The 24520-nt window shown below is 64.6% G+C and carries 21 protein-coding genes, 1 tRNA gene and 1 pseudogene; 15 read left to right on the top strand and 8 right to left on the bottom strand.

What is annotated here, in order from left to right:
* The first annotated feature begins 9 nt into the window (after window positions 1-9).
* Window positions 10-936 (top strand): phosphoenolpyruvate hydrolase family protein, encoded by a 927-nt coding sequence (locus AC0L3O_RS15000; RefSeq protein ID WP_473535464.1) that lies wholly within the window; start codon window positions 10-12, stop codon window positions 934-936.
* 4 nt (window positions 937-940) lie between these two features.
* Window positions 941-1360, top strand: a complete 420-nt coding sequence (locus AC0L3O_RS15005) for a cupin domain-containing protein (RefSeq protein ID WP_287344163.1) — start codon at window positions 941-943, stop codon at window positions 1358-1360.
* Between the two features lie 209 nt (window positions 1361-1569).
* On the opposite strand, the gene AC0L3O_RS15010 is transcribed toward AC0L3O_RS15005, so the two are convergent.
* On the bottom strand, window positions 1570-2760 hold the full coding sequence (locus AC0L3O_RS15010; protein WP_473615914.1) for a M24 family metallopeptidase: 1191 nt from the start codon (window positions 2758-2760) through the stop codon (window positions 1570-1572).
* A 298-nt stretch (window positions 2761-3058) separates the two neighbouring features.
* Here AC0L3O_RS15010 and AC0L3O_RS15015 point away from each other — a divergent pair, with 298 nt between their 5' ends.
* From AC0L3O_RS15015 to AC0L3O_RS15035, 5 genes and pseudogenes are all read left to right on the top strand, one after another.
* Window positions 3059-4669 carry an ABC transporter substrate-binding protein gene (locus AC0L3O_RS15015; RefSeq protein WP_473535466.1) on the top strand — a complete coding sequence of 537 codons (1611 nt, stop codon included), beginning with the start codon at window positions 3059-3061 and terminating at the stop codon, window positions 4667-4669.
* A 271-nt stretch (window positions 4670-4940) separates the two neighbouring features.
* Window positions 4941-5927, top strand: coding sequence for an ABC transporter permease (locus AC0L3O_RS15020; protein ID WP_287242329.1), 987 nt, complete (start codon window positions 4941-4943; stop codon window positions 5925-5927).
* Window positions 5924-6754: an ABC transporter permease gene (locus AC0L3O_RS15025; RefSeq protein ID WP_128248241.1), complete on the top strand. Its 831-nt coding sequence runs from the start codon at window positions 5924-5926 to the stop codon at window positions 6752-6754. The genes AC0L3O_RS15020 and AC0L3O_RS15025 overlap by 4 nt, the downstream gene beginning before the upstream one ends.
* Window positions 6751-7559 (top strand): annotated as a pseudogene (locus AC0L3O_RS15030) (ABC transporter ATP-binding protein). The gene AC0L3O_RS15025 and the pseudogene AC0L3O_RS15030 overlap by 4 nt, the downstream one beginning before the upstream one ends.
* The gene (locus AC0L3O_RS15035; RefSeq protein ID WP_473535467.1) at window positions 7556-8359 is read left to right on the top strand and encodes an ABC transporter ATP-binding protein; all 804 of its coding nucleotides are present in this window, start codon (window positions 7556-7558) and stop codon (window positions 8357-8359) included. Before AC0L3O_RS15030 ends, AC0L3O_RS15035 begins: the two are co-directional and overlap by 4 nt.
* Here AC0L3O_RS15035 and ggt read toward each other — a convergent pair.
* From ggt to AC0L3O_RS15055, 4 genes are all read right to left on the bottom strand, one after another.
* Window positions 8353-9939, bottom strand: coding sequence for a gamma-glutamyltransferase (ggt, locus tag AC0L3O_RS15040; protein ID WP_473615916.1), 1587 nt, complete (start codon window positions 9937-9939; stop codon window positions 8353-8355). The two genes, AC0L3O_RS15035 and ggt, sit on opposite strands and share 7 nt — an antisense overlap.
* Window positions 9940-10067: 128 nt before the next feature.
* Window positions 10068-10922 (bottom strand): TIGR01459 family HAD-type hydrolase, encoded by an 855-nt coding sequence (locus AC0L3O_RS15045; protein ID WP_473535469.1) that lies wholly within the window; start codon window positions 10920-10922, stop codon window positions 10068-10070.
* The gene (locus AC0L3O_RS15050; protein WP_473535470.1) at window positions 10919-12205 is read right to left on the bottom strand and encodes an FGGY-family carbohydrate kinase; all 1287 of its coding nucleotides are present in this window, start codon (window positions 12203-12205) and stop codon (window positions 10919-10921) included. The genes AC0L3O_RS15045 and AC0L3O_RS15050 overlap by 4 nt, the downstream gene beginning before the upstream one ends.
* A 1-nt stretch (window position 12206) precedes the next feature.
* Window positions 12207-13250 (bottom strand): class II aldolase/adducin family protein, encoded by a 1044-nt coding sequence (locus tag AC0L3O_RS15055; RefSeq protein WP_473535471.1) that lies wholly within the window; start codon window positions 13248-13250, stop codon window positions 12207-12209.
* A gap of 199 nt (window positions 13251-13449) precedes the next feature.
* Here AC0L3O_RS15055 and AC0L3O_RS15060 point away from each other — a divergent pair, with 199 nt between their 5' ends.
* The 6 genes from AC0L3O_RS15060 (at window position 13450) to AC0L3O_RS15085 (ending at window position 20206) form a co-directional block, all read left to right on the top strand.
* On the top strand, window positions 13450-14232 hold the full coding sequence (locus AC0L3O_RS15060) for a DeoR/GlpR family DNA-binding transcription regulator (RefSeq protein WP_023797319.1): 783 nt from the start codon (window positions 13450-13452) through the stop codon (window positions 14230-14232).
* Window positions 14229-15608 (top strand): FGGY-family carbohydrate kinase, encoded by a 1380-nt coding sequence (locus tag AC0L3O_RS15065; RefSeq protein WP_473615917.1) that lies wholly within the window; start codon window positions 14229-14231, stop codon window positions 15606-15608. The genes AC0L3O_RS15060 and AC0L3O_RS15065 overlap by 4 nt, the downstream gene beginning before the upstream one ends.
* Window positions 15605-17149, top strand: a complete 1545-nt coding sequence (locus AC0L3O_RS15070) for a sugar ABC transporter ATP-binding protein (protein WP_473535473.1) — start codon at window positions 15605-15607, stop codon at window positions 17147-17149. Before AC0L3O_RS15065 ends, AC0L3O_RS15070 begins: the two co-directional genes overlap by 4 nt.
* Before the next feature lie 20 nt (window positions 17150-17169).
* The gene (locus tag AC0L3O_RS15075) at window positions 17170-18168 is read left to right on the top strand and encodes an ABC transporter permease subunit (RefSeq protein WP_287054458.1); all 999 of its coding nucleotides are present in this window, start codon (window positions 17170-17172) and stop codon (window positions 18166-18168) included.
* Between the two features lie 78 nt (window positions 18169-18246).
* Complete coding sequence (locus tag AC0L3O_RS15080; RefSeq protein ID WP_473615918.1) at window positions 18247-19185, top strand: ABC transporter substrate-binding protein; 939 nt, start codon at window positions 18247-18249, stop codon at window positions 19183-19185.
* Between the two features lie 127 nt (window positions 19186-19312).
* Window positions 19313-20206: a sugar phosphate isomerase/epimerase family protein gene (locus AC0L3O_RS15085; RefSeq protein WP_287344191.1), complete on the top strand. Its 894-nt coding sequence runs from the start codon at window positions 19313-19315 to the stop codon at window positions 20204-20206.
* Between the two features lie 15 nt (window positions 20207-20221).
* Here the strand turns inward: AC0L3O_RS15085 and uxuA are convergent, their stop codons facing one another.
* Window positions 20222-21406, bottom strand: a complete 1185-nt coding sequence (gene uxuA / locus AC0L3O_RS15090; protein WP_473535474.1) for a mannonate dehydratase — start codon at window positions 21404-21406, stop codon at window positions 20222-20224.
* A 76-nt stretch (window positions 21407-21482) separates the two neighbouring features.
* Here uxuA and AC0L3O_RS15095 point away from each other — a divergent pair, with 76 nt between their 5' ends.
* Both AC0L3O_RS15095 and ftsZ read left to right on the top strand, forming a co-directional pair.
* Window positions 21483-22268, top strand: coding sequence for an SDR family NAD(P)-dependent oxidoreductase (locus AC0L3O_RS15095; protein ID WP_473535475.1), 786 nt, complete (start codon window positions 21483-21485; stop codon window positions 22266-22268).
* A gap of 266 nt (window positions 22269-22534) precedes the next feature.
* Complete coding sequence (gene ftsZ / locus AC0L3O_RS15100) at window positions 22535-23542, top strand: cell division protein FtsZ (RefSeq protein ID WP_023797312.1); 1008 nt, start codon at window positions 22535-22537, stop codon at window positions 23540-23542.
* Window positions 23543-23708: 166 nt separating this feature from the next.
* Here the strand turns inward: ftsZ and AC0L3O_RS15105 are convergent, their stop codons facing one another.
* Both AC0L3O_RS15105 and AC0L3O_RS15110 read right to left on the bottom strand, forming a co-directional pair.
* Window positions 23709-23942, bottom strand: coding sequence for a DUF6429 family protein (locus tag AC0L3O_RS15105; protein ID WP_473517764.1), 234 nt, complete (start codon window positions 23940-23942; stop codon window positions 23709-23711).
* Window positions 23943-24071: 129 nt separating this feature from the next.
* A tRNA-Met gene (locus tag AC0L3O_RS15110) sits at window positions 24072-24148 on the bottom strand.
* Window positions 24149-24520 lie beyond the last annotated feature (372 nt).

A 24520-nucleotide genomic window follows, 5' to 3' on the forward strand; every position in this document is an offset into this window, starting at 1 on the left:
GACGAAGCCATGCCCGCCATACCGCGCAAGAAGATCCTGGAAAAGTTCCGCAAGATGATTGCCGGCGGCGTGCCGATCGTCGGCGGCGGCGCCGGCACCGGGCTGTCGGCCAAGGCCGAGGAGGCCGGCGGCATCGACCTGATCATCATCTACAATTCCGGCCGCTACCGCATGGCCGGCCGCGGCTCGGCTGCCGGCCTGCTCGCCTATGGCAACGCCAACGAGATCGTCAAGGAAATGGCCTACGAGGTGCTGCCGGTGGTGAAGAAGACACCGGTGCTGGCCGGCGTCAACGGCACCGATCCTTTCGTCATCATGCCGCTGCTGCTGGCCGAGCTGAAGAAGATGGGTTTTTCCGGCGTGCAGAACTTTCCGACCATCGGCCTGTTCGACGGCCAGATGCGGCAGAGTTTCGAGGAAACCGGCATGGGCTTCGGGCTCGAGGTCGACATGATCGCCGCGGCTCACGAGCTCGATCTCCTGACCACGCCCTATGTGTTCAACCCCGACGAGGCGCGCACCATGACCAAGGCCGGCGCCGACATCGTCGTCGCTCATATGGGGGTGACCACCGGCGGCTCGATCGGTGCGACGTCGGCCAAATCGCTCGACGCCTGCGTGACCGAGATCGACGCCATCGCTGAAGCGGCGCGTGCCGTGCGCAAGGATGTCGTCCTGCTTTGCCATGGCGGGCCGATCTCGATGCCGGACGATGCCCGCTACATCCTCGAACGCTGCAAGGGCCTGCACGGCTTTTACGGGGCAAGCTCGATGGAACGGCTGCCGGCGGAGGCGGCGATCGCCAGGCAGACTGCCGATTTCAAGGCGGTCACGCTGGAGCATCGGAGCCAAAAGTGGGAACCGGTTTTGGGAAAATCCGATGCGCAAACAAAAAAAAGCGGCGCCAAGACGACCGCGAAGAAAAAGAAGGGATGAGACGATGACCGACAAGAGCAAGGTGTTTGTCTACCCGAAGGATGTCAGCGCCTTCGGCTTCGACTGGGGCAAGCTGTCGCTGACGGTGGCGCCCGAGGTGAACGGCGCCACGCGCTTTTCCGGCGGCGTCGTCGACCTGCCCTCCGGCAAGGGCCACACGCGCCACAACCATCCGGGTGCGGAAGAGATCATCTTCGTCATATCAGGCAATGGCGAGCAGATGGTCGAGGACGAGGACGGCAATCCGGTCGTCGAGAAGGTCGGCCCCGGCTGCACCATCTATGTGCCGGAAAGCCGCTTCCACTCGACGCTGAACACCGGCGATGCGCCCATGCAGCTTTTCGTCGTCTATTCGCCGGCCGGGCCGGAACTGGCGTTGCGCGACCTGCCGGATTTCAGGCTGCTGCCGCCGGGCGGGAAATAGGCTCGGCTATGTCCTTCTTCGGCAGCGCCGCCCCTCATCTGGCTGCCGCCATCTTCTCCCCGTAAACGGGGAGAAGGACGCTGCCACCAATGGTTTCGCCAACCGCCAGCGTTGGCAGGAAGAGTGCCGGGGCCGCGCTCAGCTCCCTTCTCCCCGTCTACGGGGAGAAGGTGCCGGCAGGCGGATGAGGGGCAGCACCGTCATTCGCCTTATGAAGCGTCCCCCCGGTTCCAGCCCCTGCCCCGGTCGCCGAACATGACGTAGCCGCTATCGGTGACGGCCACCGTGTCCTCGATCTTGATGAAGCCGCGCGTCGGGTGCAGCATCGTCGTCTCGACCGAGAGCACCATGTTTTTCTCCAGCGGCTTTTCGGCATAGGTGCCTTCATAAGTCACCGGATGATTGGTCATCAGGAACGGCGCCTCATGGGTGATCAGTCCCATGCCGTGGGCGAAGAAATCGGTATAGGGCGCGACCTTTGACGCTTTCAGCACGCCTTCCGCGTAGGAAATCATGTCACCACCCAGCGTGCCGGAGCGTACCTTGGAAAAGGCCGCCTGCTGCACCGCCTCGACTTCGGCCAACAGATCCTCGAGTTCGGCATCCGGCTCGCCGAGAATGCCCATGCGACAGAGGTCGCCGATATAGCCGTGATAATTGCCGCCGGAATCGATCGACATCACCTCGCCCGTCTTCCAGGCCTGCGGCGAGCCGGCGCGGTTGTGGCTGGCGCCAAGCGTCAACAGGCAATACTCGAAATGCGCGCCGCGATTGGTCTCCTCGCGCCGCAGCTGCTCGATGATCTCGGTCTTGGTCGTGCCTTCGCGCGCCCAGGCAATGGTCGCCAGCATGGAATCGGTGATCAGTTCAGAGGCGATGCGCAGCTTCTCCAGCTCCGCATCCGTCTTGATCGCCCGCATCCGCTCCAGCATATCGGTCGCATCGACAAGCCTTGCATCCGGCAGCGCCTTGCGGATCAGCGTGTAGGCATCCGACGGCAGGAAGGCCGGCTCGATGCCGATGCGGGCGTCGCCCTTGCCGATTTTCGCCAGGTGCTCGACCGCGAGATTGGCGGCGTCGAGCGTGCCCCAGCAGGCGGCGTGCAAAGTCGGCGTCCAGAACGGGTTGTTCTGGTGCTCGGCGCCCTCCATGCGGTTGCCGATATAGGCGGCGTGGTCCGGGCCGCCCTTCTCGTAGACGACAACAGGCAGATAGCGGCTGTGGCCGATCGCATCCATGGCAGCGAAGAAGATGAACTTGTAGCCGCCCAGCAGATACTGCGTGTTGTGCTTGGAGGTGGCGAGCAGCACATCGATGCCGGCTTCCTCCATCAGCCGGTCGACCCTGGCATGGTCGAATGGGATGGTGCTGACGGCATTCTTACCCGGAACGACGTTCATCTTTCTCTCTCCCTGAATTCCCTGGCCGGCCGATCGGATCGCGGCAGTCCCCAGTCTGGTCTTACGAGACAAGTCTGGTCTTACGAGACAAGTCTGGTCCTACCAGATAAGGTCGGATTGAACCGCTTCCTTGTAACTGGTCCAGCGGACAAAATTTTCAAAGCCACATGAGGATGCGCCAAATCCGTCTCTGGCGAAACCCTCGGCAAGGCTCATAATCACCCTTGCAAGGATGCCGTCCGGTGTCCGAGGGTAGTGGCCACCCGGGCCGAATGGCTGAGAGGGACGGAGTTCGATCATGTCAGAGGTCACAATTTCCAGACGCAGCGTGCTTGCCGGTTCGGCACTGCTGCTGGCTTCGACGGCGCTGCCGACGATCGGCTGGGCACAGACGCCGAAGAAAGGCGGGCGGCTGGTCGTCGCCGCCGATTCCGAGCCGCGCAACCTCAACCCGGCGATCGTCGCGTCCAACGGCGTCTTCTTCATTTCGAGCAAGATCGTGGAACCGCTGGCCGAGGCGTCCTTTGACGGCAAGGACGGGCTCGACCCGCGGCTGGCGACAAGCTGGGAGGGCGCCGCGGACGGCTTGTCGGTAACGTTCAAATTGCGCGAGGGCGTCAAATGGCATGACGGCAAACCCTTCACCTCCGCCGACGTCGCGTTCTCGGCGCTGCAGATCTGGAAGCCGCTGCAGAATCTCGGCGGCACCGTGTTCAAGGATCTGGAGGCGGTCGACACGCCAGACGAACTGACGGCGGTTTTCAAATTCGCCAAACCGACACCATTCCAGCTGATCCGCAACGCCTTGCCGGCGCTGACTAGCGTGGTACCGAAGCACATCTACGAGACGGGAAAGATCGAGGAGAACCCGGCCAACAACGCACCTGTCGGCACCGGCCCGTTCAAATTCGCCGAACACAAGCCAGGCGAATATTACCGGCTGGAGAAGAATGGGGACTATTGGGGCAAGGACCAACCTTACCTCGACGAGATCATATACCAGGTGCTGCCCGACCGCACCTCGGCGGCAAGCGCGCTCGAGGCCGAAGAGATCCAGCTCGCCGCCTTTTCCGCGGTGCCGCTGGCCGATCTCGACCGCATCTCAAAAGTGCCTGGCCTCAAGGTGATCACCAAGGGTTATGAGGCGCTGACTTATCAGCTCGTGGTCGAGATCAATCATCGCCGCAAGGAGCTGGCCGACCTGAAGGTGCGCCAGGCGATCGCCCACGCCATCGACAAGGATTTCGTCGTCAAGACGGTGTTCCTCGGCTATGCCGCCACCGCCACCGGCCCAGTGCCGAAAAACGATCCGCAGTTCTATACGGCCGATGTACCGACTTATGCCTTCGACGTGGCCGAGGCCAACGCCCTGCTCGACGAAGCCGGCTACAGCAAGGGTGACGACGGCAAGCGCTTTTCGCTGAAGCTGCTGCCGGCGCCCTATTTCAACGAGACCAAGCAGTTCGGCGACTATCTGCGCCAGGCGCTCGGCGCCATCGGTATCGACGCCCAGCTGGTCAACAACGACTCGGCCGCGCATATCAAGGCCGTCTACACCGACCACGCCTTCGACCTTGCGGTCGGACCGCCGGTGTTCCGCGGCGATCCGGCGATCTCGACCACCATCCTAGTGCAGAGCGGCATCCCGGACGGGGTGCCGTTCTCCAACCAGGGCGGCTACAAGAACGATGAACTCGACGCCCTCATCGCCAAGGCGTCCGAGACGCTCGACCCCGCCGCGCGCACGGAACTTTACAGGGAGTTTCAGAAAAAGGTCGCAGCCGACCTGCCGCTGATCAATGTCGCCGAATGGAGCTTCATCAGCGTTGTCAGGGACACGGTTGGGAATGTCGCAAACAACCCACGCTGGGCGGTGTCGAACTGGGCGGACACCTGGCTGGAGGGGTGAGCTGCGGGTTAATTGAGATTGACCTTCGCCAATAGGTGAAGTTGGTAATGTCCGTGCTCGACGATACCCCCCTCTGTCCTGCCGGACATCTCCCCCTCAAGGGGGGAGATTCGCTTGCTTTGGCGACGGCCCTTCCCTCAGCAATGTTTGCGATTGGCGCCACGGCTAGTGACGGCCAATCTCCCCCCTTGAGGGGGAGATGTCCGGCAGGACAGAGGGGGGTGCCTAGGCTCGGCATTTCTGTTGATCGGCCCAAGCAGCCGGCGCCGCCATGACCCGCGCGCTTCTCCTCCTTCGCCGTCGCCTCGTCGGCAGCGTCTTCGTGCTGCTGATTGTCGTGATCGGCACTTTCCTTTTGCTGGAAGCCGCCCCCGGCGACGCGGTCGACGCCTATATCGCCTCGACCGGCGGTGACGCCGGCATGATCGAATTGCTGCGCCATCGTTGGGGCCTCGACCAGTCGGCGCTGACGCGGCTGGCGACCTATCTCTGGGCGCTGCTGCATCTCGACCTCGGCCAGTCGGTGACCTTTTCGCGGCCAATCCGCGACGTCATCCTCGAGCGCCTGCCCAACACGCTGCTGTTGATGGGCAGCGCCACCGCGCTCTCCTTCGGGCTCGGCTCGGCGCTCGGCATCTATGCCGGGGCCAGGCCCGGCGGCTTTCGCGACCGCTTGCTGTCGATCGGCTCGCTGGCGCTCTATGCCGTTCCCGGCTTCTGGCTCGGGCTGGTGCTGATCATCGTCTTTGCCGTCGACCTGCGCTGGTTCCCGATCGGCGGCATCGAGAGCATCGCGTCGGGCAAGACCGGCCTTGACCGCGCGGCCGATATCACCCGCCATCTCGTGCTGCCGGTGTCGGCACTCGGCTTCATCTATCTGGCACTCTATCTGCGCATGATGCGCGCCGGCATGGCCGAGGTCTGGCGGCAGGATTTTGTCCTCGCGGCCCGCGCCAAAGGGCTCTCCCGCCGCCGCATCGTGCTCGCCCACGTCGCCCGCAACGCGCTGTTGCCGTTGGTCACCATGCTCGGCCTGCAATCGGCGCAGATGCTCGGCGGCAGCGTCGTCATCGAAAGTGTCTTTTCGGTGCCCGGCCTTGGCCGGCTGGCGCAGGAGGCGGTGGCGGCGCGCGACACGGCGCTGCTGCTCGGCATCATCCTGGTCAGCGCCGTTCTGGTTATCGCCATCAACCTTCTCGTCGACATTGCCTACGCCTTCCTCGATCCGCGCGTCGGCGCCAGCGAGGCCGGTGCGTGAGCCGGCTTCGCCGCTTTCTTCGCACGCCGGAAGCGGTCGCCGGCGCGATCATTCTGGCGGCGCTGTTCGCCATGGCGCTGACAGCGCCTTTGTTCTTTCCCGGCGACCCGCAAGCCATTGCCGGGCCGGCATTGCTGCCGCCCTTTCAGGACTGGTCGCTGCCGCTCGGCACCGACCGGCTCGGCCGCGACGTGCTGGCCGCGCTTCTCCACGGCGCCCGCACCTCGCTGGCGGTCGGGCTGGCGGCAGCGGCAGCAGCCCTTGCCGTCGGCGCGATAGTCGGCACGCTGGCCGGCTTTGCCGGCGGTCTCGTCGACGAAGTGCTGATGCGCATCACCGACGCCTTCCAAACCGTGCCGAGCTTCCTGCTGGCGCTGGCTTTCGTCAGCGTCGTCGGGCCGTCGCTCGGCGTCGTCGTCGCGGCGATCGCGCTCGGCGCCTGGACGGGGCCGGCGCGCGTTGCGCGCGCCGAAGTGCTGTCGATCCGCGAGCGCGATTTTGTCGCCGGCGCCCGTGTCATCGGCATGCATCCGCTGGAGATCGCGTTTCGCGAAGTGCTGCCCAACGCTTTGCCGCCGGTGCTGGCGCTGTCGTCGGTGATCGTCGCCGCCGCGATCCTCACCGAGGCGGCACTTTCGTTTCTCGGCCTCGGCGACCCCAACCGCGTGACCTGGGGCGGCATGATCGCCGAAGGCCGCGCCGTGCTGCGCACCGCGCCCTTTTTGTCGATCATTCCGGGCATAGCACTCGTGCTGACCGTGCTCGGCGTCTATCTCGCCGGCGAAGGCGTCGTCGAGACGACGGCGGTGAGAAGGAGCCTGTCATGACGGCGCTGCTTTCGATCCGCGATCTGACGGTGACCTATCGCCGCGACGGCAGCCAGGTGGCGGCGCTGAACCATGTCAGCCTCGATGTCAGCGCCGGCGAGCGCTTCGCCATCATTGGCGAGAGCGGCTCGGGCAAGAGCACTCTGGCGCTGGCCATTGCCGGGCTGCTGCCGGGTTCTTCCAAGGTTGGAGGCTCGATCGAGTGGTTTTTGCCATCCTTTGGTGCCAAGGCACCCCCCTCGGTGGCCGCGATATCGGCTTCGTCTTCCAGGACCCGTCGGCCAGCCTCGATCCGGTAATGACGGTTGGCGAGCAGATCGCGGAAGTCGCGCACACGCATCTTGGTCTGACTTGGTCGCAATCCTATGCCAAGGCGAAAGCCCTGCTCGGACGCGTCCGCCTGCCCGACCCGGACGCCGCCTTGCGCGCCTACCCGCACCAGCTTTCCGGCGGCCAGAAGCAGCGCGTGGCGATTGCCGCGGCGATTGCGGCCGGTCCGAAACTGCTGATCGCCGATGAGGCGACCAGCGCGCTCGACACCATCGTGCAGGCCGAGATCGTCGCGCTGATCCGGCAATTGGTGGCCGAGGACGGCATGACGCTGCTGTTCGTCAGCCACGACATCGCGCTAGCCGCCGAGCTGGCCGAGCGCATCGCCGTGTTCCGGCACGGCGAGCTGGTCGAGCTCGGCACGACGGCGCAGATCGTCGCTAGTCCGCGCCACGCCTACACAAGAGCGCTGCTTAACGCCCATCTCGGCCTCGACGCCGAACCGCTGCTGCAGCAGTCAGGAGCGTCGCGGTGAGCAGTCCATTGCTGGCTGTTTCCGGCCTGACCAAACGATATCGTCGCGGCGGCAAGACAATAGCCGCCGTCGATGATGTCTCCTTCGACATCGAGGCCGGCGAGACGCTGGCGCTGGCCGGCCCTTCCGGCAGCGGCAAGTCGACGGTCGCGCGGCTGCTGCTGCGGCTGATCGAACCGGACGCCGGCCGCATCGAGTTTGAAGGTGGCGATTTCCTGTCCCTGAACGATACTGCGTTGCGCGCCCGGCGCGCGCGCGTGCAAATGGTCTTCCAGGACCCGCTCGCCGCCTTCAATCCGCGCGCCAGCGTGGCGCGTGTGCTTGACGATCCCTTGCGCATCCATGGCATCGCAGCCCGATCAGAACGCCCGCGCCGCATCGCCGCTCTGCTCGAGCGCGTCGGCCTGAGCGCTGATCTCGCCGCTCGTGCCATCCACGAGATCTCGGGCGGCCAGCGCCAGCGCATCGCGATCGCTCGCGCCATCGCCACAAACCCGTCGCTGATCATCCTCGACGAGGCGGTGTCCGCGCTCGACGTATCGGTGCGCCGGCAGATCCTGCAATTGCTGCTCGATCTGCAACGCGAGCAACGGATCGCCTATCTGTTCATTTCGCATGATCTCGGCGTCATCAGCGCCATCGCCCATCGTGTCGTCATTCTCGATGCCGGCCGCGTCGCCGAAAGCGGCAACGCCCGCGCGGTCATCGTTACCCCGCAGTCGGCGATCGGCAAGGCGCTGGTGGCGGCAGCGCCAAAACTGAACAGGACCAGCACGCAGGGCGCAGCGGACCGTCAGTAACCCAGCGCGCAACCATCCTTGCGCGGATCGGACGCGCCGGTAAGCGTACCCTTGTCCCAGTCGATCAGCACCAGCTGGCCGCCGCCATGCGGCTCGGTTGGGACGGACACGTCGTGACCTCGCTCGCGCAGGCCGGCGATCGCGTCGGCCGGAACGCCACGCTCGGCCTCCACAGTGTTCTGTCGGTAAAACACGCGTGGCGCATCCAGCGCCTCCTGCGGGTCCATGCCGAAGTCGATCATGTTGGTGAGCAAATGGACATGGCCGAACGGCTGGTAGCCGCCGCCCATCACGCCAAACGGCATGACTGCCCTGCCCTTGGCTGTCACCATGCCCGGCATGATGGTGTGCATCGGGCGTTTTCCCGGTGCGATGCGGTTTGGGTGGTCCGCCGCCAAGCGGAAGCTGCTGCCCCGATTCTGCAGGACGACGCCGGTCCTGGGGCCGACCACGCCGCTGCCGAACGAACCAAAGGTCGAGTTGATGAAGCTGACCGCATTACGGTCGCGGTCGACCACCGAGATGTAGACGGTATCGCTGGGCTGAAGCTCCAGGCGTGGCAGATGCGTCATTGCGCGCGCCGGATCGATCTCGGCGCGAAGCTGGTCGGCATGGGATCTGGACAACAACTGCTGCACGGGGACATGGACCTGGTTCTGGTCGCCGATGAAATTGTCGCGGTCCTGATAGGCAAGCCGCCCCGCCTCGATCTCGAGATGAAAGCGCTCGGCGCCGTTCGGTTCCAGCGAACCGAGCGAGAAGCCCGACAGCACATTCAGCATGATCAGTGCCGTCAGCCCCTGGTTGTTCGGCGGCATCTGATGAATGTCGTAGCCCCGGTAGGATGTGCCGACGGGCCTGACATAGTCGCCCTTCGTCGCCGAAAAATCCTCGAGCGCATGCAGCCCGCCAAGCGCGCGCAGACGCGACACCATGTCGTCGGCGACCTCGCCTTCATAGAAGCCGGCACGGCCACGGCGCGAGACGATGCGCAGGGTCTCGGCCAGTTGCGGCTGCCGGTGCAGCTCGCCGGCCAGCGGCGCCTTTCCATCCGGCAAAAATATCCGCGCGGCATGTTCGTCGGCGGCCAGCAAGGCAGCACTTTCAGCCCAGTCGAAGGCCACGCGGTCTTGGACGACATAACCCTGTTCGGCGTAATGTAGGGCCGGAGCGAGCGCGGCGTCGATGCCCTTCCTGCCATGATCATCGAGCAGCCGGCACCACGCGTCGACGGCGCCCGGCACGGTGACCGCGTGCGGACCGGACTCAGGCAGTTCGTCGTGCCCCCTGTCCAGATACCACTGCGCCTCTGCTGCTGCCGGTGCGCGGCCGGAGCCGTTGAAGGCCAGAACCTCGCCTTGACCGTTGGGACAATAGAGGACGAAACAGTCGCCGCCGATACCCGTCGATTGCGGCTCGACCACCGCCTGCACCGCCGCCGCGCACAGGGCTGCGTCCATTGCATTGCCGCCGGACCGCAGCATCTCGATCGCCGCCAATGTCGCCAGAGGGTGCGATGTCGCGGCCATCGCTTCCGTCGCACGAACCGGCGACCGTCCGGGGAGTTGAAAGTCACGCATGCAGTTCAATAGCCTCCGACCAACAAGATGTGAACTGGCAACAGCAGCCAAAGGGCTGCGCCACCGAAAGCAGCACCAACGACGAAACGATCACCATGGCAGCGCTCAACCCTCGCAAGCTGCCGATCTCAATCAGCGAATCTGAAACTGTCCGTGGTGTAATCGGGGTAGGCGTCCAGACTGTCGAAAAGCTCGGCCAGGTCAGGGGTATCTGCCAATATTCCGGACAAGACCAGCGCGGTCGCCACGCCGGCACCAATTCCACCGGCGACATCGTGTTCGACGCTGTCGCCGACACAGACCACGCTGCTGCGGTCCGGGTTGCCCGCCAGCGCCAGCGCGGCGTCGAAGATCGGCGTGTAGGGCTTGCCGATGCGGGTGACGCTGCCGCCGAGGCTCTCGTAGAGATCCGCAAGCTGACCGGCGCCAAAGCGAGGCCCGACTGCCGTCAGCATGATCTTGTCGGGATTGGTGCAGAAGCACGGCACCTGCCGCATCGCTGCCGGTGCAAAAAGCCTGCGATAGTGCTCGATGTCGTAGCGGTCGCCCTCGCTGGCGGCGATCAGCACCAGCTCGGCATCGTCGCCGTCGCTGGTCAGGGTAAAAGGCAGACCTTCAATTGCCGAACGATCGCCCTCGCGGCTGATCAGCAGGCACTTTGTGTTTGGGCGCAGCTTTCCGGATATCGCCATTTTGTGGAAAGACCGCCACGCGATCTCGCCGGAAGAGACAAATTGATCCCAGCTTCCTGGTTCGAAGCCGAGCTTCAGCAGGCGGGCCTCGTTGGGCCGCGCCCGCCTGCCGGAATTCGAGACCAGCACAATCGTCCTGCCTGCGCGCTTCAGCGCCGACAACGCCTCCACGGCGCCCGGATAGGGGTTCGTGCCGTCGTGCAGCACGCCAAACTGATCGAGCAGGAACACCTGATAGCGCTCGACCAGCGCTCCGACGCCGTCGAGATATTCGACTGGTTTCGTGCTCACAACAGCCCCTCTGCGATTGCGCCCATCAGCGCCAGCCGCGCCGTGCCGGCGGCCGCCTCGCCCGAAAGCGCCGGCAGAAAATCGACCCCCAATTTGCGCTGCCGGATCGCGGTCCAGGCGGGATTTGCCGCACCGCCGCCGACGCTTCTGACCGATGTCAATCGGGGGGCGCCGAGTTCGGCAAGCCGGCGATAGCCGAGCGCCTCGACCGCCGCAATGCCCTCCAACATCGCTTTCAGATAGTCGGCGTCGTCCGCCGGCCGCGGCGTCAGGCGTGGCGGCAAATCAGGATCGGCGATCGGAAAGCGTTCGCCAACCGCGGGAAGCGGATAATAGTCGAGACCGGTCTCGGTCAAAGGGTCGATCACCGCAGTCAATTCGATGATGCGCGCGAGAGAAAAATGCTGCGCCAGCACCTTGCCGCCCGAATTCGACGCACCACCCGCCAGATAGGCATCTCCCAGCCGATGACTGTAGATGCCGAACTGCGGCGCCGAGATCGGCCGATCGGAGAGGATCTTGATGGTCAGCGAGGACCCCAGCGCGGTGACGCCGTCGCCAACAGCCGCAGCCCCCGTCGCCAGGAACGACGCGCAGCCATCCGTCGTGCCGGCGACCACGGCGACGTCGCGCGCCAGGCCGAACAGGTCCGCGGCGTTCGCGGTGAGCTTTCCCGTGACATCGCCCGGCTTGACGACACTAGGCAGGAATCCCATGCGCATCCCGGTCGCCGCGATCCAGTCCGGCCAGCGGCGGGCCTCGACGTCGTAGCCGGTCTTCAGGGCATTGTTCTCGTCGCTGGCGTCGAAGCGGCCGGAGAACTGTCCCGCGATCCAGTCGGCCTGATGCAGCACCGCCGCGACGCCAGGCAGGCGCAGGAGCGACAGCGCCTTGGCGAGACCGGACGTCGGCCCACGTGCTGCGCTCACGGCCGGCGCCTCGCGCGCGATCACCGCCAGAATGGCGTCGTCGTCGACCTTGTCGTTGTACATCAACGGCTCGGCCAGCGGCCGCCCGGCGCCGTCGACCGGCAGCAGCGTGCCGGAAGTGCCGTCGACGGCGATCGACCGGACCGCCGCACGATCGATGCTCGAAAGCAGTTCCGTCAGCGCCGCGCCGACCGCTGACCACCATACCGACGGGTCGCGGGCATTCTGGCCAAATCTGTCGAGTGGAACGGCGGAACGCGCGGCAATCGAAAAGTCCGGCCGCATGGCGACGGCGCGGGCGCCCGATGTGCCGATGTCGATTCCGATCGAAAGCGGGCCGGTTGACAACGCCATGTCAGCTGCCGGCTGCATTGAGTTTCTGGCGATACTGCTCGGCGTCCCAGTTGATCAGTTCGTCGTTCTCGGCGGCGGTCAGATAGTTCAGCTTCGCTGCGACGTCGACCCGCGCCGTCACGTCGGCGAGGCAGCGTTGCATGGCATTTGCGCCGGCACTGGCGTCGCCGCGCATCAGCACGCCAAGCCCGGGAAACAGGATCGCCACCGGTGCCGTGCCGCACCGTTCGGTGACACGCATCACGTCCTCACCGGGCCTCGCCACGACCGAACCCTGGCCGAGAAAGATGACGTGATCGGGATAGAGGCTGCCTCCTGACGCCATGCGGCAGCTTTCAGGATCGATCGCGACGGCATGCGCTTCGCCATCCGCCGGCAGCCTGTAGCCGCTGCGTGCGATGAGCGTCGTCAATGCGACAACGTTGGGCTCCGCCACCTTACGGGGCGGCCGCGCCAGAAGTCGTGTGACGCGACGCAGCAGCGCCTCGGCGCCGGCGACGGTCTCGGCTGCGACGACCAGGCCATGGTTGGCAAGGATCAGCACATCGACCCCGGGCCGAAGGCGCTCGGCAATGCCCTGGGCAAGCGGCAGGCCGGGTCGGCGATAGGGAACATACGCCCATTCGAGGCCATCCAGGCGCTTGGCGACTTGAGCCTCGCAGTCGGCCTGCACGGCAAGCGAAATGGTATCGACGCAGTGGACATGCAGAACGACGCGCTGCGGCATCATCGCGTGAACCGTGGTCTCGATCGAAGGACGCAGCTTGCGGGCGTTGAGCGCCTCGATGGCGAAACCCTGTGGCTGATCGGCGGCCGGGTCGCGCTGTTCGACAGCCCTAATCAGCGGCGGGATCGCCACCGGGACCATGATGTCCTCGGCGAGCGCGTCCTTCAACCAGGTGCCGGAAGCCTTGATCCAGAGCGTGTCGCCGGCTTTCAGCGACGTGTTGCCGCCCGCGGCCTGGGTCAAGTGCGGGTCGCGCCCGATGCTGGCCGAAAGCGACCGCAAAGCGCCCAACTCCTGCGCATCCGCATTGATTGCCATCGAAACTCCTTCACAAACCGGCCGCCTAGCCACGGCTTTGGATCCCGGTAGCCGGGACAGCGAGTGACGCTGGTATCGCAGCGGCGAGTAAGTTACGTCAATAGTGATCTTATCCCACCAAATCAAGCTTGCAATCTGATCTGCGTTGAGTAAGTTGCACCAATTGCCGTGGCAAGATGGCATTTCGGGAGGGTATCCGTTGAGCGACTCCGGCCGCCAGCGTCAGATCGTCGAGCTGTTGCGGGATCGCCCCTTCGCCTCGGTGCGCGAGCTGCAGGAGCGGCTCGGCGTATCGGCTGCGACGGTGCGGCGCGATATCGACAAGATCGACGAGGCCGGCGAAGCACGCAAGGTCTATGGCGGCATCTCGGCGCTCGATGGCGCTGCGCAGGCGGGCGTCGCCTATGCCCGGCCCTACGACGAGAACCGCGATCTCGCGGTCGAGGCCAAGCGGCAGATCGCCGCTCTCGCGGCGACCATGGTGCGCGATGGCGACGCCGTCATCGTGCATGGCGGTTCGACCTGCTTCCATCTCGGCGTCAAGCTCGCTGACCGCAACATCCGGCTCTATACCAACTCGATGCCGCTCATCGCCTATTTGAGCGACCACGGCCATTGCAGCCTGACCGTTGCCGGCGGCGAACTGCATCGCGAGCCTGGCATCATCCATTCGCTCACCCAGACGGTGCCGTTCTACGCATCGAAGTTCTTTCTTGGCTCGCAGGGCATCGGCCCGGAGGGCGTGCTGGAATCGCATCCGCTGCTGGTCCGCTCCATCGCCGAGCTCAGCCTATGCGCCGACCAGATCGTGGTGCTGGCCGACAGCCGCAAACTGTCGATCCATGCGCGCAACGTCGCGCTGCCCTTGTCGCGCATCGGCACGCTGGTGACCGATGACGGCCTTTCCGATGCCGACGCACGCATGCTCGAAAACGCCGGCGTCATGGTGCGGATCGCCTCTGCCTCGGGAGCCGTCCAGTGAAGGTGGCTGTCCTCGACTTCGGCAAGACCAACTCGAAGCTGTTCGTCTTCGGTCAGGACGGGCAGATTCTAGGTGAGCGCCGGACCCAGCCGAACTGGACGCGCGAAGGCGGCTTCAGTGTGCTCGACGAAGCAGCGCTTCACGATTGGGCGGCGCGCGCCGTCGGCGAAGCGGTCGACATCCATGGCATAGAGGGCTTGATGGTTTCGGGCCATGGCTGCACCTTTGCCCTGGTCGACGATGCGGCGCTGACGCATCCGATACTCGACTACGAGCAGGAGCCACCGGCCGAGATTGCCGCGCAGATCGATCGCCGCATTCCGGATTTTGCCGAGACCTTCTCGCCGCGCCTGCCGCTCGGCTTCAACTATGGTCGCCACATGCTGTGGCTGAAGACGGTGCAACCAAGCGTGTTCGCCGCCGCCAAATCGATCCTCGGTTATCCGCAGTACTGGAGCTGGCGCTTTGGCGGCCGGGCGGTCTCGGAGGTGTCCTATCTCGGCTGCCACTCGCATCTGTGGGCGCCGCGCAAGCGCGATTTCTCCACGCTGGTCGACGCCGAGGGATGGCGCGGCCAGATGCCCGCCTTCGAGCGTGCCGGCGCGGTCATCGGCGAGCAGCGCTTCGGCGAGGCGACACGGCCGATCGCCATTCACAACGGTGTCCATGACAGCAATGCCGCGCTCCAGGCCTATCGCCGGCAGGCGCCTGGGCCGGTCACCGTCGTCTCGACCGGCACCTGGGTCGTCGTGCTCAATCCGCACTGCCCGCTCGACGCGCTCGATCGCGACCGCGACATGCTGGTCAATGTCGATGTCGACGGCGGCCCGGTGCCGACCATCCGCTTCATGGGCGGCCGTGAATTCGCAACGATCAGCGCCGGTTGGCAGGGCGCGATCGCCCCCTCAGCCGTACAGCAGGTAATCGACGCCGGCATCATGGCGCTGCCCAGCTTCGCGCCAGGCGGGCCGATGCCTGGCCATCGCGGCGAACTGGTCGGGCGCGCACCCACCGCGGAGGAGCGCGCGGCTTTGGCGCTGCTCTATGTCGCGCTGATGGTCGATCTGTCTCTCGACCTGATCCATTCGAACGACACGGTGATCGTCGATGGCGGGCTGAACAGTGGCGGCCTGCTTGCCAGCCTGCTGGCGCAGCTGCGTCCCGGCCAGGCCTTTATGCAGGGCGCCACGTTGGAGGGCAGCGCCACCGGAGCGGCGGCTCTGGCCTTCGAGAGTGTTGGACGCGAATTTGCCGCCGAGGCGCCGGAGCCGGTACGCGCCTCGAGCTTCACCGGGCTTGCCTTCTATCGCGATAGCTGGCGCGGCCTCGCCGCCGACCGAGGCATCGCTGATGCCGCAGCGGGAGGCGCGCGATGACCGCCGCTGCCCGGATCGAACCCGTGCACCAGCCGGTGCTGGAGATGCGGCACATCTCCAAGACGTTCGGCCCGATTCGCGCCTTGCAGGAAGTATCGTTGACCGTTCACGCCGGTGAACTGCACGCGCTGATGGGCGAAAACGGCGCCGGCAAGTCGACGCTGATGAAGGTGCTGTCCGGCGCCTATCGGCCTGATCCCGGCGGCGAGATTCTGATCGACGGCACACCGGTCGCGACCGGCGACCCGATCAAGGCACGCGCCAACGGCATTGCCGTCATCTATCAGGAGCTGTCGCTGGCGCCCAACCTGACGGTCGCGCAGAACATCTTCCTCGGCAACGAGCCGAGACGGTTCGGCATCGTCGACCGCGACCAGTGCAATCGCCGCGCCAAGGAGATCATCGTACGGCTCGGCGTTTCCTTCTCGGCGCGCGCCTCGGTCTCCAGCCTGTCGCTTGGCGAACGCCAGATGGTCGAAATCGCCCGCGCGCTGTCGACCAGCGCGCGCATCATCGTCATGGACGAGCCGACCACCTCGCTGACCTCGCGCGAAACCGACAGGCTGTTCGAGGTGATTGCGACGCTGAAGGCGCAGGGCATCGCCATCATCTACATCAGCCACCGCATGGAAGAGGTCTACCAGCTTGCCGACCGCGTCAGCGTGCTGCGCGACAGCGGCTATGTCGGCACGCTCGAACGCGCCGATCTGAACGCCTCGCGCCTCGTCTCGATGATGGTTGGCCGTGACCTGTCCGCCTTCTACAAGAAGGATCACCGCCCGCCGGACAGCAAGCGCGCGATCGCACTGTCGGTGCGCGACATGTCGGACGGCAATCTCCTGAAAGGCTGCTCCTTCGACCTGCACAAGGGCGAAGTCTTGGCGCTGGCGGGCCTGGTCGGCTCCGGCCGCACCGAACTCGCGCGGCTGATCTTCGGCGCCGACAGGCACACATCAGGCACGCTGGAACTCGACGGCAATCCGATAGCCATCGGCTCGCCGCGCGAGGCGCTGGATGCCGGCATCGCCTATCTTACCGAAGACCGCAAGGAACTCGGCCTGTTCCTTGACATGTCGATTTCCGACAATATCAGCATGGGCGTGCTCGCCAGGGACGCGCAGGCCGGCGGCCTGCGCGACTTCGCCACGGCCGAAAGGCGCGCCGCCAAGGCCGTTTCCGACCTCTCCATCCGCAGCAGGTCGGTGCAGGCCAATGCCGGCTCGCTGTCGGGCGGCAACCAGCAGAAGGTGCTGCTCGCCCGCCTGCTCGAAACCGAGCCGCGGGTCCTCATCCTCGACGAACCGACCCGCGGCGTCGATGTCGGGGCGAAGTCGGAAATCTACCGGCTGATCGATGATCTTGCCAAAAAGGGCATCGCCATCCTGATGATCTCCAGCGAACTGCCGGAGGTGATCGGCGTCGCCGACCGCGTGCTGGTGATGCGCGACGGCACTATCGCTGGCGAGGTGACCGCATCCGAAGGCCAGCCGCTCAGTCAGGAGGCAATCATGGAACTCGCAACGGGAGCGGCCAAGGGATGACCGACAAAAGCGGCCTGGGGATGACCGACAAGGCAACCGGGATGAGTGCGGGTGACCAGGCGGTCGGCAGGAGCCGGCGGCTGCGCACCGCCTTCGCCGCGCTTGGCATGCTGCCGGTCCTGATCCTTTTGGCGGCCGGCTTCCAGATCATGAACCCGCGCTTCCTCACCGAGACCAACCTGTTGATCGTCACCCAGCAGTCGTCGATCAACATCGTGCTCGCAGCCGGCATGACCTTCGTCATCCTGACCGGCGGCATCGACCTCTCCGTCGGCTCCATTCTTGCCGCCTCGGCGATGGTGGCGGTGATGGTGTCGCTGGTGCCGGAATGGGGCATGCTCGGCGTGCCGGCGGCCATTCTGGTCGGCCTCGGCTTCGGCGTCATCAACGGGCTGCTCGTCGCCTATATCAAGCTGCCGCCCTTCATCGTCACGCTTGGTTCGCTGACCGCCGTGCGCGGCGTCGCCCGCCTGCTCGGCCAGGACACCACGGTGTTCAACTCGGACCTGCCGTTCGACTTCATCGGCAACGGGTCGCTGTTCGGCATCCCCTGGCTGGTCATCATCGCTCTGTCGGTCGTGGTGCTGTCCTGGCTGGTGCTCAAGCGCACCGTGCTCGGCACCTGGATCTATGCCGTCGGCGGCAATGCCGAGGCGGCCCGCCTCACCGGCATCAAGGTGCCGCTGGTGCTGCTCTTCGTCTATGGCGTTTCAGGCCTTCTCGCCGGCCTTGGCGGCGCCATGTCGGCGGCCCGGCTCTACGCTGCCAACGGGCTGCAGCTTGGACAGTCCTACGAACTCGACGCCATCGCCGCGGTCATCCTCGGCGGCACCAGCTTCGTCGGCGGCGTCGGGTCGATCTGGGGCACGCTGATCGGCGGCCTGATCATAGCGGTGCTCTCCAACGGGCTCATCCTGGCCGGCGTTTCCGACATCTGGCAGTACATCATCAAGGGATTGGTCATCATCGTGGCGGTCGCCCTCGACCGCTACAGGCTCCAAGCGGGAGCAAGAACGTGATTGACCTAGTCGCCGGCGTCAACGACCCGGTTCATGTGTAACGCACCGTGAGAGGCGCGGGGCATCAGGAGGAAAACAATGAAGACCATCGCTAAACTGCTCTGCGGCGTTGCCCTCGCGGCCGTCGCCGTCGCACCGGCCTCGGCCAAGGACCTGAACAAGGTCGGCATCTCGGTCGGCCTGCTCGGCAACCCGTTCTTCGTCGCCACCATCAAGGGCATCGAGGACGCCGCCAGGAAGATCAACCCGAACGTCGAGGTGACGTCGGTGTCGGCCGACTACGACCTCAACAAGCAGGTCTCGCAGGTCGACTCGTTCATCGCCGCCGGCGTCGACGTGATCATGCTCAACGCCGTCGACGCCAAGGCGATCGCGCCGGCGGTGAAGAAGGCGCAGGCGGCCGGCATCGTGGTTGCCGCATTCGACGTTTCGGCGCCGGGCGCCGACGTCACCGTGATGACCAACAACGTCAAGGCCGGCGAAGCGGCCTGCCAGTATCTGGTCGACCACACCGGCGGCAAGGGTGACTATGTCATACTGAACGGACCGGCATCGTCGTCGATCCTGGAGCGGGTGAAGGGCTGCAAGGACGTGCTGGCAAAACACCCGGACATCAAGATCCTTTCCGACGACCAGAATGCCGAAGGCTCGCGCGACGGCGGCCTGAAGGTGTTCCAGTCGCTGCTGACCCGCTTCGACAAGATCGACGCGGTGTTCGCCATCAACGACCCGACGGCGATCGGCGCCCAGCTTGCGGCCAAGCAGCTCAACCGCTCGGAGTTCATTTTCACCGCGGTCGACGGCGCGCCCGACATCGAGAAGGAACTCTCTTCCGGCACCTCGATGATCAAGGCCTCGGCCTCGCAGGATCCTTACGTCATGGCCGGCCAATCGCTGCAGATGGCAGCTGAAGTGCTTGCCGGCAAAAAGCCGGCCGAGGCCACGGTGCTGCTCGACCCGCAGCTGATCACGGCAGAGAACCTGACGGATTACAAGGGTTGGACCGCGGCCCGCTAGCTAAAGCCTCCCAAGGCTGGTGCGGCCGGGCGACCGGCCGCACCAATTTTTTGTTTTGAGCATCAGATTTTTCGCAAACCGGTTCCCACTTCTTGGGTCCGATGCTCTCGAGCAGCAGGAGACGATCATGTCGCGCATTGGAATCCACTCTTTCGTCTGGTCGGCGAGCTCGGCGCAAGACGACCTCGAACGGACGCTGGCCAACACCAGGGAGGCGGGCTTCGACCTGATCGAATTCTCCTATCTTGACCCTGCCAATGTCGATGTTGGCGGGCTGGCCAAGCGCATCGCCGACCTCGATCTCGGCGTGGCGATCAGCATCGGGCTGCCGCCCGACGGCGACATTTCAAGCGCCGACAAGGCGATTGCCGCGCACGGCGTCGAAGTCCTCAATGACACGATCGCGCTCACCCGCGATCTCGGCGGCCGGAAGGTCGCCGGCATCCTCAGCACCAGCCATGGATTGCAGACTGAGGCGCCGACGCGCGATCAATGGAACCGCAGTGCCGCCACGCTTGCCAAGGTCGCGGAGACCGCCAAGGCCGCCGGCGTCACGCTCAACCTCGAGATCGTCAATCGCTTCGAGAGCAATCTGCTCAACACCGCGGCGCAAGGGTTGGCTTTCATCGAGGACACCGGTTCCGACAACATTTTTCTGCATCTCGATACGTTCCATATGAACATCGAGGAGGCCGATGTCGGGTTGGCCATCCGCCACGCCGCCAAAAAGATCGGCTATGTCCATATCGGTGAGAGCCATCGCGGCTTCCTCGGCACCGGCAACATCGACTTTGCCGCGATCTTCGATGCGCTGACCGCAATCGGCTATGGCGACGACCTCAGCTTCGAATCCTTCTCGTCGGAGATCGTCGACGAGAACCTGTCGAAGAAAACCGCCATCTGGCGCAATCTGTGGACCGACAATATGGAGCTGGCCCGGCATGCGCGCCGCTTCATCGCCATCGGGCTGGAGACGGCGCAGCGCAAGGCCGAGCTTGTTGCGTCAAGCCATCAGCCTTAGGGCCGGTTGCGATCCTCAGGCCAGCTCAAAACGTTCCACGGCGCGCATGATGCCACGCAGCTCGGCCAGGCCTTTCAGGCGGCCGATCAAAGAATAGCCGGGGTTGATCCTGGTCTTGCCGATATCGTCGGCGAGCAAATGGCCATGATCGGGTCGCATGGGAATCCGCCAATCAGCGCGACCTTCCCTTCGGCGGCGCGTCTCTTCCTGCATCAAAGCGAGGATGACATGCGCCATGTCGGTGCCGCCCTCCAGATGCTCGGCTTCATGGAAGGAGCCGTCATCCTCGATGGTTACATTGCGCAGATGGACGAAATGGATCCGGTAGGCGAACTCCTTGACCATGCCGACAATGTCGTTGTCTGCGCGCGTACCGTAGGAGCCTGTGCAGAATGTCAGGCTGTTGGCAGGGCTGTCGACGGCGTTGAGGATGAAACGCGCGTCCTCGGCGGTCGAAACGATCCGTGGCAGCCCATAGAGCGAGAATGGCGGGTCGTCGGGATGGATGCACATGCGCACCCCCTCCTGCTCGGCCACCGGAATGATCTCGCGCAAAAACCAGGCAAGATTGTCGCGCAGCTCCTTCGGCCCGATCGAGTCATATTCCGCCAATGCCTCACGAAAACTATCCCGGTTGTAGCTGCGCTCGGTTGCCGGCAGGCCGGCAATGAGATTGCGCTCCATCCTGTCGATCTGCTCTTCGCTCAATTCCTTCAGTCGCGATTCCGCTTCCGCGATGCGTGCCGCGCTGTAGCCGAATTCGGCATTCCTGCGCTTCAGGACGAACAGGTCGTAGGCGGCAAAATCGATCGCATCGAACCGCAGTGCGTAGCCCGTCGTTGGAAGCCGATAGGCAAGGTCGGTGCGGGTCCAGTCGACCACCGGCATGAAGTTATAGCAGATCGTCGCAATGCCAGCCTTGGCGAGCGCACGGATCGTGTCCTTGTACCAGCCGACATAGCGAAGCCGTTCCGCCGAGCCGATCTTGATCGAATTGTGGACGGGAATGCTCTCCACAACCGACCAGGTCAGCCCTTCGGCCTCGATGACCCGCTTGCGCTCCAAAATGTCCGTCAAAGGCCAGGCGCGGCCGTCATAGATATTATGCAGGGCGGATACGACGCCCGAGGCTCCGGCCTGCTTGACATGATCGAGCGTCACCGGGTCGTCAGGGCCATACCAGCGCCAGCATTGTTCCATCGAGGCTTTTCCTTTGCGATAAAACGGAACCGTATTGTTGGGCCACAATGGAAGTCAAATTAAAGGAGTTTGCGCCATGAAGGATTTCGACGGCAAGATTGCTCTGGTGACGGGGACGACCGGGATCGGCCTGGCAACCGCCAGACGTCTTGCGGCGGGCGGGGCGGCGATCATCGCCTGCGGCATCGACCCCGCGGCCAACACGGCGATGAGAGCGGAACTGGGCAGCTCCGGCGCCGAGGCGCTGGTCGTGGCCGTCGACGTCTCCGTGCCGGATCAGGTCCGCGACGCGGTCGCAGCCGGTGTTGAACGGTTCGGCGGCCTCGATATCATCGTCAATTCCGCGGCGGTCCATCCGTATGGCACCGCTGTTAGCACCGATTTCGACATCTGGAACCGGGCGATGTCCGTCAATGTCGGCTCGATCTACCTGACCGCGCATTTCGGTATTCCGGAAATGATCAGGCGAGGCGGCGGCGCCATCGTCAACGTGGCTTCGGTGCAAGGTTTCGCCTGCCAGCAGAACGTCGCCGCCTATTCCACGACCAAGGGCGCCATCCACACATTGACGCGCGCTCTGGCGCTCGACCACGCGCGCTCCGGCATTCGCGTCAATTCCGTCAGCCCGGGCTCGATCCGCACCCCGATCCTGGAAAAGGCGGCGCGCGGCGAAAACGGCACCGACGCCGATGTCGAGGCCGCCTACAGGCGCTTCGGCGAAGCGCACCCCATCGGGCGCATCGGCGAGCCGGAGGAAGTGGCGGAACTCATCGCCTTTCTGTGTTCGTCGAAAGCCGGCTTCTGCACCGGCGCGGACTACAGGATCGATGGCGGCCTGACTGCCGGCATCGGCGTGAAGTAGAACGGGAAGATCGGTCTCGGCTTTGCGGGAGACGTTGTCATCGGACGATTTTCGGTCAGCCGCCACACGTAGCACCAGCGGCGGCGAACCAATAGCGCATAACATGCGCGAGCGCGAATACTGCACTTGCAGCCGGTTCAACCGTCTGATTCCCTTGGTTACGCTGGGCTGTCCTGATTCGCGCACTGTCCAAAGTCTTTGCAGCGCGCCGGGAACAAGCCTTCCACCGACCGCTGCGCTTGCGCATTCAAGGGGAGAGACGGCAAATGAACACTGCAACGAGGCCGACAATCTCGGAGATGAGGCCCAAGATATCCGTCATCGGGGTTGGCGGCGGTGGCGGCAACGCCATCAACAACATGATCGCCGAAGGCTTGCAGGGCACCGAGTTCATCGTTGCCAACACCGATGCCCAGGCGCTCACCATGTCGAAGGCAACGCGGCTGATCCAATTGGGAGCGCACGTCACGGAAGGCCTTGGTGCAGGATCCCTGCCCGAGGTCGGCCATGCTGCGGCCGTGGAATCTATCGACGAAATCATGGACCATCTTGCGGGAACGCATATGTGTTTCGTGACCGCAGGCATGGGAGGCGGAACTGGAACCGGTGCAGCACCGGTCATAGCGCAGGCCGCGCGCAACGCAGGAATACTGACCGTGGCCGTCGTCACCAAGCCGTTCGTCTTCGAAGGAAACCGCCGAATGCATGCGGCCAATGAGGGCATCGAGCGGCTGCGCGAAAGCGCCGATACCGTCATCGTCATACCGAACCAGAACCTCTTCAGGATCGCCGATGCCAAGACGACGTTCGCGGACGCTTTCGCCATGGCGGACCGCGTACTCTACGCCGGCGTCGGCTGCATAACCGATCTCATCGTCAAGGAAGGCCTGATCAATCTCGACTTTGCCGATGTGAAGTCGGTAATGCGCGATATGGGTCGCGCGATGATGGGGACCGGCGAAGCCACCGGCGAGGACCGCGCCAGGAAGGCAGCCGAAGCGGCGATCGCAAACCCGCTTCTCGACGAAGCGTCGATGATGGGCGCCAAGGGCGTCCTTGTCTCGATATCGGGCGGCACTGACATGACGCTGTTCGAGGTCGACGAAGCCGCCACCCGCATCCGCGAGGAGGTCGACGCCGATGCCGACATCATCGTCGGCGCCATTTTCGACAAGGCGCTCGCAGGAAAATTCAGGGTGTCGGTGGTTGCGACGGGATTGCGGCGGGGGCTTGAGATTCCGCTGACGGTGGGGTTGGAAAACCGTGTGAATTGAGCGACGCCCTTATGGCAGCACCACGGCAGGTTTCGACTGAAGGTCCGACGCACCGGACACCGCCGCCAGACGCCCAACCCTGATTGTTGCGGGATAAGCCTGCACAGCAAGTTGTCGGTTTTGCCTGCGCGACTTCTTGCTGTCGAATTGGAACGCCAGGCAGCGCTCATGGCGCCGGCCGCGTGAACAGGGTGCGGAACAGTTCCTCAGCCCGTCGCAGGCCCTCATCTGTCAGAACCACCGACTTCGCCTTGTTTGCCGGATTGGCGATCAGTCCCTTCTGGTGCAAGCGATCCAGAGCATCCCAATCCAATCCCTTCCAGGCGCGCCTCTCTTCATGCAGCGTTAGCCAAAGCAGCCCGAGAACGGCATTGTCGATCTTGTCGGTGTCCGTCTCCATGCCAAGCAGATTAACACGGGAAGACGGCGCCTGCCGAGACCCACACCCTCGGGTAACTCGATGAGGATCAAACTGGCCGCGCCAGGCTGCAAACGCAAAACGGCCCGCGTGATGCGGGCCGTTTTTGTTTGGTTGCGGGGACAGGATTTGAACCTGTGACCTTCAGGTTATGAGCCTGACGAGCTACCGGGCTGCTCCACCCCGCGTCAACTAGACGGCGAATGCCGGCCGGGCAGCCCGGACTTTTTGTTTTGTCCGTCCTCGAGGCCTTCGGCCTTTGCGGGCGGACGGGGCGCTGCTCCACCCCGCGTCAACTAGACGGCGAATGCCGGCCGGGCAGCCCGGACTTTTTGTTTTGTCCGTCCTCGAGGCCTTCGGCCTTTGCGGGCGGACGGGGTGCTGCTCCACCCCGCGTCAACTTCAGAAGTAAGCCTTGGCTCACTGGAATCAAGCTTGCGCCAATTGAAAGGGCCGCTTGCGCGGCCCGAGTTCCCGATTGGCGGGCCTGTTTTGTAAGGAGAAGACTGGATTTTTGCAACGTGCGTTTTGCAGACCTGGCAGCGACCTACTCTCCCGCG

The sequence above is a fragment of the Mesorhizobium sp. WSM4810 genome (assembly GCF_055811235.1).

Coding starts and splice junctions, on each gene's coding strand:
- AC0L3O_RS15000 (WP_473535464.1), top strand. CDS start 10: ATGCCCGCCATACCGCGCAAGAAGATCCTGGAAAAGTTCCGCAAGATG.
- AC0L3O_RS15005 (WP_287344163.1), top strand. CDS start 941: ATGACCGACAAGAGCAAGGTGTTTGTCTACCCGAAGGATGTCAGCGCC.
- AC0L3O_RS15010 (WP_473615914.1), bottom strand. CDS start 2,760: ATGAACGTCGTTCCGGGTAAGAATGCCGTCAGCACCATCCCATTCGAC.
- AC0L3O_RS15015 (WP_473535466.1), top strand. CDS start 3,059: ATGTCAGAGGTCACAATTTCCAGACGCAGCGTGCTTGCCGGTTCGGCA.
- AC0L3O_RS15020 (WP_287242329.1), top strand. CDS start 4,941: ATGACCCGCGCGCTTCTCCTCCTTCGCCGTCGCCTCGTCGGCAGCGTC.
- ggt (WP_473615916.1), bottom strand. CDS start 9,939: ATGCGTGACTTTCAACTCCCCGGACGGTCGCCGGTTCGTGCGACGGAA.
- AC0L3O_RS15050 (WP_473535470.1), bottom strand. CDS start 12,205: ATGGCGTTGTCAACCGGCCCGCTTTCGATCGGAATCGACATCGGCACA.
- AC0L3O_RS15055 (WP_473535471.1), bottom strand. CDS start 13,250: ATGGCAATCAATGCGGATGCGCAGGAGTTGGGCGCTTTGCGGTCGCTT.
- AC0L3O_RS15070 (WP_473535473.1), top strand. CDS start 15,605: ATGACCGCCGCTGCCCGGATCGAACCCGTGCACCAGCCGGTGCTGGAG.
- AC0L3O_RS15075 (WP_287054458.1), top strand. CDS start 17,170: ATGACCGACAAGGCAACCGGGATGAGTGCGGGTGACCAGGCGGTCGGC.
- AC0L3O_RS15080 (WP_473615918.1), top strand. CDS start 18,247: ATGAAGACCATCGCTAAACTGCTCTGCGGCGTTGCCCTCGCGGCCGTC.
- AC0L3O_RS15085 (WP_287344191.1), top strand. CDS start 19,313: ATGTCGCGCATTGGAATCCACTCTTTCGTCTGGTCGGCGAGCTCGGCG.
- uxuA (WP_473535474.1), bottom strand. CDS start 21,406: ATGGAACAATGCTGGCGCTGGTATGGCCCTGACGACCCGGTGACGCTC.
- AC0L3O_RS15095 (WP_473535475.1), top strand. CDS start 21,483: ATGAAGGATTTCGACGGCAAGATTGCTCTGGTGACGGGGACGACCGGG.
- ftsZ (WP_023797312.1), top strand. CDS start 22,535: ATGAACACTGCAACGAGGCCGACAATCTCGGAGATGAGGCCCAAGATA.
- AC0L3O_RS15105 (WP_473517764.1), bottom strand. CDS start 23,942: ATGGAGACGGACACCGACAAGATCGACAATGCCGTTCTCGGGCTGCTT.